Here is an 11,254-nt window from a genome sequence, read left to right on the forward strand (position 1 = left end):
CTGACCCGCCGGTCGCTGCTGCGGGCGTCGGCCGGAGGCGTGCTCACGGCGGGGGGCCTGGGCGCCCTGAGCGCCTGTGGCATTCCGGCGGCCGGCCGGACACCGGGCGGCACCTCGGCGGACGACCGCTCGGCCCGGGAGAAGACCGTCAGCTTCTCCAACTGGACCGAGTACATCGACGTGGACGACAGCGGAAAACGTCACCCCACGCTCGCCGCGTTCCGGCGGAAGACCGGGATCACGGTCCGGTACACCGAGGACATCAACGACAACAACGAGTTCTTCGGCAAGATCAAGCCGCAGCTCGCCGCGGGCCAGGAGACCGGCCGCGATCTGATCGTCCTCACCGACTGGCTGGCCGCCCGGCTGATCCGGCTCGGCTGGGTGCAGAAGCTGGACCCGGCGAATCTCCCGCACGCCTTCGCCAACCTCTCGCCCCAGTTCCGCACCCCCGACTGGGACCCGGGCCGCGCCTACTCCTACCCCTGGCAGGGCATCTCCACGGTCATCGCCTACAACAAGAAGGCGCTGGACGGGATCGAGGTGAGATCCGTCTCCGACCTGCTCGACAATCCCAGGCTGAAGGGCCGGGTCGGCTTCCTCTCCGAGATGCGGGACAGCGTCGGGATGACCCTGCTCGACATGGGCAAGGACCCGGCCGACTTCACCGACGACGACTACGACGCGGCGATAGCCCGGCTGCAGAAGGCCGTCGACAAGGGGCAGATACGCCGGTTCACCGGCAACGACTACACCGCCGACCTCGCCAAGGGCGACTTCGCGGCCTGTGTCGCCTGGGCCGGTGACGTGGTCCAGCTCAAGGCGGACAGCCCCGATGTGGACTTCATCATTCCCGACAGCGGTTATGTCACTTCGACGGACAATATGCTGATCCCCAACAAGGCACGTCACAAGACGAACGCCGAGCGGCTGATCGACTTCTTCTACGAACCCGAGCAGGCCGCCGCGCTCGCCGCCTACATCAACTACGTCACTCCGGTCGACAACGTGAAGCCCTGGCTTGCGAAGATCGACCGGGACGCAGCGGACAATCCGCTGATCGTCCCCGACAAGGCCATGCAGGCGAAGTCCCACGCCTTCCGCTCCCTGAGCCAGAAGGAAGAGACGGCCTACGAAGAGAAGTTCGCGAAGCTCACAGGGGCGTGACGAGGATGAAGACGACGACAGACGGCAGCGGCGACGTCCGCCTCGCCGGCATCGGCAAGACGTACGGCTCCTTCACCGCCGTGCACCCGCTGGACCTCACCGTGCCCCAGGGCTCCTTCTTCGCGCTGCTCGGCGCCTCCGGCTGCGGCAAGACCACCACCCTGCGCATGATCGCCGGGCTGGAGGAGCCGACCTCCGGGACCGTGCACCTCGGTGACCTGGACGTCACCGGGCTGCCCCCGTACAAGCGGCCGGTCAACACGGTCTTCCAGTCCTACGCCCTCTTCCCGCACCTCGACATCTTCGAGAACGTCGCCTTCGGCCTGCGCCGGCGCGGCGTCAAGAGCGTCAAGAAGCAGGTCGAGGAGATGCTGGAGCTGGTCCAGCTCGGGGAGCAGGCCCGCAAGAAGCCGCACCAGCTCTCCGGCGGCCAGCAGCAGCGCGTCGCGGTCGCCCGCGCCCTGATCAACCACCCCAAGGTGCTCCTGCTGGACGAGCCCCTCGGCGCCCTCGACCTCAAGCTGCGCCGCCAGATGCAGCTGGAGCTCAAGCGCATCCAGACCGAGGTCGGCATCACCTTCGTCCATGTCACGCACGACCAGGAGGAGGCCATGACCATGGCCGACACGGTCGCCGTGATGAACGCGGGCCGCGTGGAGCAGCTCGGCTCGCCCACCGAGCTGTACGAGAACCCGCGCACCACCTTCGTCGCCAACTTCCTCGGCACCTCCAACCTGATCGAGGCCGAGGTCGACTCCCGGAGCGGCGGCGACATCGTGCTGCGCGCCGGGGACGGCAAGCTGCTGCTGCCCGAGGCGCGCTGTTCCGCGCCCGCACCGGCCGGCGGCAAGCTGCTGGTCGGCATCCGCCCCGAGAAGATCGCGCTCACCCACGCCGACGACGCGGGCTCGGTGCCCGAGGGCCGCAACCGCCTCACCGGCACGGTCGCGGACGCCGGCTTCATCGGCGTCTCCACCCAGTACGTGATCGACAGCCCGGTCGCGGGCGCTCTCGCGGTGTACGCGCAGAACGTGGAGCGGGACACCCGTCTGGTGCCCGGCGCCGAGGTGGTCCTGCACTGGAACCCGGCGCACACCTTCGCACTGGACGCCGCCCAGGACATCGACGCGGGCACCGAGGAAGAGGCGGCCGTCTGATGCCGACGCTCGCCGAGGCGCCCCCGCCGCTCGCCCCGCCGGAGCCCGCGCAGCCACCCCGCAGGCGCGGCCGGTTCACCCCGTACTGGCTGCTGCTGCCCGGCATCCTGTGGCTGATCGTGTTCTTCGCGCTGCCGCTGGTCTACCAGGCGTCGACCTCGGTGCAGACCGGGTCGCTGGAGCAGGGCTACAAGGTCACCTGGCACTTCGCCACCTACTGGCACGCGCTCGCCGAGTACTGGCCGCAGTTCGTCCGCTCGGTGCTCTACGCGGCCGCCGCGACCGTGCTCTGTCTGCTGCTGGGCTACCCGCTGGCGTATCTGATCGCGTTCCGCGCCGGGCGCTGGCGCAACCTGATCATGATCCTGGTGATCGCGCCGTTCTTCACCAGCTTCCTGATCCGCACCCTCGCCTGGAAGACGATCCTCGCGGACAACGGGCCCGTGGTGCACGCGCTGAACACCGTGCACGTGCTGGACGTGACCGGCTGGCTCGGCTGGACCGCGGGCGACCGGGTGCTGGCCACGCCGCTGGCGGTCGTGTGCGGACTGACCTACAACTTCCTGCCGTTCATGATCCTGCCGCTGTACAGCTCGCTGGAGCGGATCGACGTACGGCTGCACGAGGCGGCCGGGGACCTGTACGCCCGGCCCTGGACCACCTTCCGCAAGGTGACCTTCCCGCTGTCGATGCCCGGCGTGGTCTCCGGCACCCTGCTGACCTTCATCCCGGCGGCCGGCGACTACGTCAACGCCGAGCTGCTCGGCTCCACCGACACCCGCATGATCGGCAACGTCATCCAGACCCAGTTCCTGCGGGTGCTGGACTACCCGACGGCCGCCGCGCTCTCCTTCATCCTCATGGCCGCGATCCTGGCCATGGTCACGATCTACATCCGCCGGGCCGGGACGGAGGACCTCGTCTGACATGGCCGTCTTCACCTGGCTCAAGCGCCGTCTCGTCGTCGTCGCGGGACTGCTGACGCTCGCCTATCTGCTGCTGCCGAACATCGTCGTGACGGTGTTCTCCTTCAACAAGCCCAAGGGCCGCTTCAACTACGAGTGGCAGCACTTCTCCACCGACGCCTGGCAGGACCCGTGCGGGGTCGCCGACATGTGCGGCTCGCTCGGGCTCAGCCTGCAGATCGCCCTGTGGGCCACCATCGGCGCCACCGCGCTCGGCACGATGATCGCGTTCGCGCTGGTCCGGTACCGGTTCCGGGCGCGCGGCGCGGTCAACTCGCTGATCTTCCTGCCGATGGCGATGCCCGAGGTCGTCATGGCCGCCTCACTGCTCACCCTGTTCCTCAACATGGGCGCCCAGCTCGGCTTCTGGACGATCCTGATCGCCCACATCATGTTCTGCCTGAGCTTCGTCGTCACCGCGGTCAAGGCGCGCGTGATGTCGATGGACCCGCGCCTGGAGGAGGCCGCCCGCGATCTCTACGCGGGACCGGTGCAGACCTTCTGGCGGGTCACCCTGCCCATCGCGGCACCCGGAATCGCCGCGGGCGCGCTGCTGTCCTTCGCGCTCTCCTTCGACGATTTCATCATCACCAATTTCAACGCGGGCTCGACCGTCACCTTCCCCATGTTCGTCTGGGGCTCGGCACAGCGCGGAACGCCCGTTCAGATCAATGTCATCGGGACGGCCATGTTCCTCGTCGCCGTACTGTTCGTGCTGGTCTCGATGCTCGTCACCCGTAGACGCGGTCACCAGAAGGCATAAAGCCCCGTAGGGAGTTGAAATCATGGCCCCTAGCGCCATGAGCCGTGGAAAAGACAACTGGATCGCTTCCCTCTCCGAAGCCCAGCCGGTCCCCTACTGGCTGGAGGACCCCGGCAAGCCCCGCCCCGAGCCGGCCCTCACCGGCACCGACACCTGCGACCTCCTCGTGGTCGGCGGCGGCTACAGCGGACTGTGGACCGCGCTCAACGCCAAGGAGCGCGACCCCGGCCGGGACGTGGTGCTGCTGGAGGGGCGCGAGGTGGGCTGGGCCGCCTCGGGCCGCAACGGCGGGTTCTGCGCCGCCTCCCTCACCCACGGCCTGGCCAACGGCCTGGCCCGCTGGCCGGACGAGATCGGCAAGCTGCACGAACTCGGCGCCCGCAACCTGGACGGCATCGAGGACGCGCTCGCCCGGCACGGCATCGACTGCGACTTCGAGCGCACCGGCGAGATCGACGTGGCCACCGAGACCTACCAGGCCTGGGAGCTGCGCGACTGGCACCGGGAACTCGAGGACAAGGGCCTCGCGGACGGCATGGAGTTCCTCGACCGCGACGCCCTGCGCGCCGAGGTCGGCTCGCCCACCTTCGAGGCCGGTCTGTGGGACCGCCGAGGCGTGGCCCTGCTGCACCCCGCCAAACTGGCCTGGGGACTGAAGCGGGCCTGTCTCGCCCTCGGGGTCCGGGTGTACGAGCACACCCCGGCCCTGACCCTGAAGCAGTACGGCGCCGGTATGGAGGCCGGCACCCCGTACGGCACGGTCCGGGCCCGCAAGGTCGCGCTCGGCACCAACGTCTTCCCGAGCCTCCTGCGCCGGGTCCGCTCCTACACGGTGCCGGTCTACGACTACGCCCTGACGACCGAGCCGCTGAACGCCGAGCAGCTCGACTCGCTCGGCTGGAAGAACCGTCAGGGCCTCGGGGACGCGGCCAACCAGTTCCACTACTTCCGGCTGACCCCGGACAACCGGGTGCTGTGGGGCGGCTACGACGCGATCTACCCCTACGGGGGCCGGGTGCGCGCGGAGTACGACGACCGGCCGGAGACCTACGCCAAGCTGGCGGGGCACTTCTTCACCTGCTTCCCGCAGTTGGAGGGCGTCCGCTTCACCCACGCCTGGGGTGGCGCGATCGACACCTGCTCCCGCTTCTCGGCGTTCTTCGGCACCGGCCATCAGGGCCGGGTCGCCTACGCGGCGGGCTACACCGGGCTCGGTGTGGGGGCCACCCGCTTCGGCGCCGATGTGATGCTGGACCTGCTGGACGGCGCGGACACCGAGCGCACCCGGCTGGAGATGGTCCGCAGGAAGCCGCTGCCCTTCCCGCCCGAGCCGTTCGCCTGGACCGGGATCGCGCTGACCCGCTGGTCGCTGGCGCGGGCCGACGCGCAGGGCGGGCGGCGCAATCTGTGGCTGCGGGCCATGGACCGGCTGGGGCTCGGCTTCGACAGTTAACCTCCTGACCGCCATGTGTGACCCAGGTCACTCGAAACAGGCCGGTGAACTCGCGTAATGCGAGCGGCCCGACCTCCCTCTCATGCGCAGACGCGCGTGTCGGCGAACGAGAGGGAGGTCTTTTCATGACAGGGGCGAAGACTGCGGTCGAGTGGCTGGCGTCCGTCGCGCCGGACCCGGACGCCTGCCGGTGGGAGTGGGAGCGCGGTCCGCTGGGGGTCGCGCTGCTGCCCGCCGGGAAAGCCTGGGACGTGCTCCTCCTGCCGGGGGAGCTGGGGTATCCGACGCTGGACGTGCTCACCCGCGTGCTCGATCAACCCGGCCCGGTGCTGGTCGACTTCGGGGACAACCGGATGGGTTTCCTCGTGCCGCCCGGCACCGCGACCCGCTGGCTGGGCACCGGCATCCGCACCGCCGGGGCCGGCACCTGGATCGTCGTGCCGCACCCCGGCCGGGCGGCCCGGGGGGTGCGCTGGCTGGTGCCGCCGGACGGGTCGGGCACGCTCACCGACCCGGCGCTGCTGGAGCTGGCGATGCACGAGGCGGCGGCCGCGCTGGCGAGCGAGGGGGAAGGGCGCCGATCGTGACTCCCTGACGGGGCCCCTTGGCGGGGTCGCTTCGAACGAGGTGTCTTCGGTGGGGTCTCGGTGGCGGGGTTTCTTCGGTGGGGGACTCCTTGACAACAGAATTGGTCTGGACCAAGTTGGGTGCACCCTCGACCTCCAACTCCCCCATGCCTGGAGGCATTTGTGGACCGTTCCCGACCCCTGGTCGCATTCCTCACGGTCATGGCTCTCGCCGTGCCCGGCAGTGCCGCGCTCTCGTCGGCCGCCCGTGCGGCCGACGCGGACGCCGCGGTCAACGGCGGCTTCGAATCCGGGCTCTCCCCCTGGACCTGCACCGCCGGCACCACCGTCACCTCCCCGGTGCACAGCGGCGCCTCGGCACTCAAAGCCACCCCGGAGGGCAGCGACAACGCCCAGTGCGCCCAGACGGTGTCCGTCAGACCCAACTCCCAGTACACGCTGGCCGCGTGGGTGCGCGGCTCCTACGTCTACCTCGGCGCGAGCGGCACCGGCACCACCGAGGTCTCCACCTGGACCCAGTCCGCGCCCGACTGGCAGAAGCTCGCCACCACCTTCACCACCGGGGCCGACACCACCAAGGTCACCCTCTACACCCACGGCTGGTACGGCACCGGCGCCTACTACGCCGACGACGTCTCCCTCATCGGCCCCGGTGGCGGCACCACCACCCAGCCACCCACCGTGCCGGCCGGCCTGAGGACGGGCACCGTCACCGCCACCTCCGTCGCCCTGTCCTGGACCCCGGTGACCGGCGCGACCGGCTACGCGGTCTACCGGGACGGCGTCAAGGTCCAGAGCGTGAGCGGCACTTCGGCCACCGTGAGCGGCCTCAACCCCTCGACCGCGTACGCCTTCCAGGTCACCGCCACCAATGAGGCGGGGGAGTCCGCCCGGTCCGCCACGGTGACCGCGACCACCCCGGCCCGCAGCGACGGCGGGGGCTCCTCGGACCTCCCCGCCCACGCCCTGGTCGGCTACCTCCACGCGAGCTTCGCCAACGGCTCCGGGTACACACGGATGGCCGACGTGCCCGACAGCTGGGACGTCATCGACCTGGCCTTCGGCGAGCCGACCTCGGTCACCTCCGGGGACATCCGCTTCAACCGCTGCCCGGTCTCGGAATGCCCCGACGTCGAGAGCGACACCGACTTCAAGGCGGCCATCAAGGCCAAGCAGGCCGCCGGCAAGAAGGTGCTGATCTCCATCGGCGGCCAGAACGGCCAGGTCCAGCTCACCACCACGGCCGCCCGTGACGCCTTCGTCTCGTCCGTCTCGAAGATCATCGACCAGTACGGGCTGGACGGCCTCGACATCGACTTCGAGGGCCACTCGCTCTCGCTGAACGCCGGCGACACCGACTTCAAGAACCCGACCACCCCGGTGATCGTCAACCTGATCTCCGCGCTGAAGACCCTCAAGGCCAAGTACGGCACCAGGTTCGTGCTCACCATGGCGCCGGAGACCTTCTTCGTGCAGAACGGCTACCAGTTCTACGGCAGCGGCAAGTGGGGCGGGCAGGATCCGCGCTGCGGCGCCTACCTCCCGGTCATCCACGCCCTGCGCGACGACCTCACCCTGCTGCACGTCCAGGACTACAACTCCGGCCCGGTCATGGGTCTGGACAACCAGTACCACTCCATGGGCGGCGCCGACTTCCACATCGCCATGACCGACATGCTGCTCACCGGCTTCCCGGTCGCGGGCGACGCCGGCAACGTCTTCCCGCCGCTGCGCCCCGACCAGGTAGCCATCGGCATGCCCGCCTCGGTCAACGCCGGCAACGGCTACGTCGCCCCGGCCGAGGTCACCAAGACCCTGGACTGCCTCACGAAGAAGACGAACTGCGGCTCGTACCCGACCCACGGGACCTGGCCCGCGCTACGGGGTCTGATGACCTGGTCGGTGAACTGGGACCGGTTCGCGGGCTGGGAGTTCCAGCGGACCTTCGACTCCTACTTCGGCTGAGCACCAGGCTCAGACAGGTCAGCAGCACCGCGCCCAGGCACCAGGACGCCAGCACGTCCAGCGGCCAGTGGAAGCCCCGCCGCACCAGCCCGTACGACACCGCGAGCACCAGCGCGGCCGGGACACCGACCGCCGTGAGGCGTGCGGCGCGGGTGCGGCACCAGGGGAGCAGGAGCAGCGCCGAGGCGCCGTAGGCCACGGCCGCCGTCGCGGTGTGGCCGGAGGGGAAGTAGCCGGTGGCCGGGGGCACCGCGGGGGTCCCCGGCCGCGCGGTCCACAGCTTCAGCGGGACCACGATCGCCGGGAGCACCGCCATCAGCAGCGCGGCTGCCGCGGGCGCAAGCCACCAGCGGGGCATCCCGGCGCCCCGGCCCCGCCACGCCGCGTAGCCGAGGGCGAGCACCAGCACGGGTACGGCCACCGGGATGTCGCCGAGGTCGGAGAGGCGTTCGGAGAAGCGGTCCGGGTGGACCAGGTCCCGGCTGAGCCGGGCGTCCAGCGTGAGCAGCGGACCGTGTGCCAGGACCTGCCAGGTGAGCAGCGCGAACAGCAGCGCCGGGAGGCCGGTCAGCAGGGCGGCGGCGAGGGCGAGGCGGCGGGCGGGAGTGGACACCGGGCCAGCTTCGCATGCGCGCGGGCGGCGAGAAGCGGCGAGAAGGAGGCCGGCCGCCCCGGAACAGGGGGGGTGGTTCCGGGGCGGCCGACCGGACCGGGATGTCGCGCGCCCCGGGGGGTTTGGGGCGGCGACCGTCCGATCGGTGTGGAGAATCCCGGAGCCCTCAGGCCCCGGTTGTGTGCGCGAGGGCACGACCAGGTCGAAGCTGGGGAGGCCCCGGCCTGAACTCACCCGCAGTCCCCTGCGAGCGGGGTGTATCTCTCATCGGGACCGAACTTACGGCAGGCGGAGGCGGTCGGACAGACGCAATCGCGTCCTGTCATCCACCTCGCACACGTTCTTCACACGGCCTGCCGCAGTCGTCCGCCAGAGGTACGGACCACTCGCTGAACGAGCGGTCCGGTCGCTCAGATGCGCGAGAAAGCCTGCTCGATGATGTCCAGACCCTCGTTCAGCAGGTCCTCGCCGATGACCAGCGGGGGCAGGAAGCGCAGCACGTTGCCGTAGGTGCCGCAGGTCAGGACCAGCAGGCCCTCCTGGTGGCACGCCTTGGCCAGCGCGGCGGCGGCCTCGGCGTTCGGCTCCTTGGTGTCGCGGTCCTTGACCAGCTCGATGGCGATCATCGCGCCCCGGCCGCGGATGTCACCGATGATGTCGAACTTCTCGGCCATGGTGGCGAGGCGGCCCTTCATGACCTCCTCGATGCGCTTGGCCCTGCCGTTGAGGTCCTGCTCCTTCATCGTCTCGATCGCGCCGAGCGCGGCGGCGCAGGCCACCGGGTTGCCGCCGTAGGTGCCGCCGAGGCCGCCCGCGTGCGCGGCGTCCATGATCTCGGCGCGGCCCGTCACGGCGGCGAGCGGCAGACCGCCCGCGATGCCCTTGGCGGTGGTGATCAGGTCCGGGACGATGCCCTCGTCCTCGCACGCGAACCACTGGCCGGTGCGGCAGAAGCCGGACTGGATCTCGTCGGCCACGAACACGATGCCTTTGTCGTTGGCGAACTTCACGATCTCCGGCAGGAAGCCCTTGGCCGGCTCGATGAAGCCGCCCTCGCCGAGCACCGGCTCGATGATGATCGCGGCCACGTTGTCCGCGCCGACCTGCTTGGTGATCTGGTCGATCGCCTGCTTGGCGGCCTCCGGACCCGCGTTCTCCGGACCGGTGGGCCAGCGGTAGGCGTAGGCCACCGGCACCCGGTAGACCTCGGGCGCGAACGGGCCGAAGCCGTTCTTGTACGGCATGTTCTTCGCCGTCAGCGCCATCGTGAGGTTCGTACGGCCGTGGTAGCCGTGGTCGAACACCACGACCGCCTGGCGCTTGGTGTGGGCGCGGGCGATCTTCACCGCGTTCTCGACGGCCTCGGCGCCCGAGTTGAACAGCGCCGACTTCTTCGCGTGGTCACCCGGCGTCAGCTCCGCGAGGGCCTCGGCGACCTCCACGTAGCCCTCGTACGGGGTGACCATGAAACAGGTGTGAGTGAAGTCGGCGAGCTGGGCGCTCGCGCGGCGCACCACGGCCTCGGCGGAGGCGCCCACCGAGGTCACGGCGATGCCGGAGCCGAAGTCGATCAGGCTGTTGCCGTCGACGTCCTCGATGACACCGCCGCCCGCGCGCGTGACGAAGACCGGCAGCGTGGAGCCCACGCCCTGGGCGACGACCGCGGTGCGGCGGGCCTGAAGCTCCTGCGACTTCGGGCCGGGAATGGCGGTGACGACGCGGCGCTCCTGCGGAAGTGCGGTCATGCGGGGCTCCTGGGGGTATTACGGACGCTTGCCTTGTTTTCCCGCAGGCTAAGACGGGTGCCGTGGGGTGGGCATGCTCCATGTGGGCGTTGTCGGCGCGGCCCATTGTCCGTGGTGGACATGGCGGGCCGGGCCCTCGGCGCGGCCGGACATCGGACGTCGGCCGCGTAAACGGTGAACTCCCCTTGCGGGGGCGTTAGATTGACTCGCTGACGGTGACGGACCGGCTGGTCAGGGGGCAGGGCGATGGACAGCGAAGGTACGCGGGACACGCGGGCCACCCATACGGGCCCGGTGCCGCGCCCGACGCGGCCCCCGGAAGGGTCCCCGCCGCCCATGCCCACGATGCCACCCGGAGCCCCGCCCCGCCCGGACGGCTCGGCCTTCCTCGCCTGGCTGCGCGCCGCCCGGCCCGCCGCCGCGCCCGGTGTGTGGCGCCTCGGGCACCGGCCCCGGCCGGAGACCGAGCCCGAGCTGACCCCCGCCCGGCAGCTGCTCAGCGGGGCCGTGATCGCGTTCCTGGTCGGCTGGCTGGTGTGGTCGCTGCTGTGGAACGGCTACCTCGGCGGCTGGTGGGTGCTGCCGCTGGAGCTGTTCACCCCGGACTCCTGGCGCGAGGGCAACGACCGCGTCGGCAACGCCGTCCTCTGGTACTCGTACTACACGCTCATCGCCCTCGCCATCCTCTTCGTGGTAGCCCGGATCGGGCGCTGGGGCGAGGTCTGGCGGCGGTTCGGACCGCCCGCCTGGGTCACGTCCGCCACCCCCGCCGAACCGCCGCCGCCCGAGCCCGGCGAGGACCCCGCCGACTGGCCCGACCTGCGCGCCCACGGTGCGCA

8 protein-coding genes and 2 pseudogenes are annotated in these 11,254 nt (G+C 70.5%); 8 read left to right on the forward strand and 2 right to left on the reverse strand.

What is annotated here, in order from left to right:
- The 7 genes from GT030_RS32750 to GT030_RS32780 all read left to right on the forward strand — a co-directional run.
- Positions 1–1,167, forward strand: a 1,167-nt coding sequence (locus tag GT030_RS32750) for a spermidine/putrescine ABC transporter substrate-binding protein (RefSeq protein WP_161204173.1), incomplete at its 5' end; no start/stop codon positions are given.
- 5 nt (positions 1,168–1,172) lie between these two features.
- Positions 1,173–2,324, forward strand: a complete 1,152-nt coding sequence (locus GT030_RS32755; RefSeq protein WP_202460855.1) for an ABC transporter ATP-binding protein — start codon at positions 1,173–1,175, stop codon at positions 2,322–2,324.
- A complete protein-coding gene (locus GT030_RS32760; RefSeq protein ID WP_161204175.1) occupies positions 2,324–3,250 on the forward strand; it encodes an ABC transporter permease in 927 nt (308 codons plus the stop codon). The genes GT030_RS32755 and GT030_RS32760 overlap by 1 nt, the downstream gene beginning before the upstream one ends.
- Position 3,251: 1 nt before the next feature.
- Positions 3,252–4,052, forward strand: a complete 801-nt coding sequence (locus GT030_RS32765) for an ABC transporter permease (protein WP_161204176.1) — start codon at positions 3,252–3,254, stop codon at positions 4,050–4,052.
- A gap of 22 nt (positions 4,053–4,074) precedes the next feature.
- Positions 4,075–5,505, forward strand: a complete 1,431-nt coding sequence (locus GT030_RS32770; protein WP_161204177.1) for an FAD-dependent oxidoreductase — start codon at positions 4,075–4,077, stop codon at positions 5,503–5,505.
- A gap of 125 nt (positions 5,506–5,630) precedes the next feature.
- Positions 5,631–6,092 carry a hypothetical protein gene (locus tag GT030_RS32775; protein ID WP_161204178.1) on the forward strand — a complete coding sequence of 154 codons (462 nt, stop codon included), beginning with the start codon at positions 5,631–5,633 and terminating at the stop codon, positions 6,090–6,092.
- Between the two features lie 201 nt (positions 6,093–6,293).
- Complete coding sequence (locus GT030_RS32780; RefSeq protein WP_202460856.1) at positions 6,294–8,057, forward strand: glycoside hydrolase family 18 protein; 1,764 nt, start codon at positions 6,294–6,296, stop codon at positions 8,055–8,057.
- Here the strand turns inward: GT030_RS32780 and GT030_RS32785 are convergent.
- A pseudogene (locus tag GT030_RS32785) lies at positions 7,999–8,670 on the reverse strand (phosphatase PAP2 family protein); the annotation flags it as partial. The gene GT030_RS32780 and the pseudogene GT030_RS32785 sit on opposite strands and share 59 nt — an antisense overlap.
- 410 nt (positions 8,671–9,080) lie before the next feature.
- Positions 9,081–10,415: a 4-aminobutyrate--2-oxoglutarate transaminase gene (gene gabT, locus GT030_RS32790; protein ID WP_161204180.1), complete on the reverse strand. Its 1,335-nt coding sequence runs from the start codon at positions 10,413–10,415 to the stop codon at positions 9,081–9,083.
- Positions 10,416–10,751: 336 nt separating this feature from the next.
- On the opposite strand from gabT, the pseudogene GT030_RS32795 reads away from it, so the two are divergent.
- Positions 10,752–11,254, forward strand: a pseudogene (locus tag GT030_RS32795) (ATP-binding protein); the annotation flags it as partial.

Source organism: Streptomyces sp. SID1328, assembly GCF_009865595.1.
Lineage (GTDB): Bacteria > Actinomycetota > Actinomycetes > Streptomycetales > Streptomycetaceae > Streptomyces > Streptomyces griseoluteus.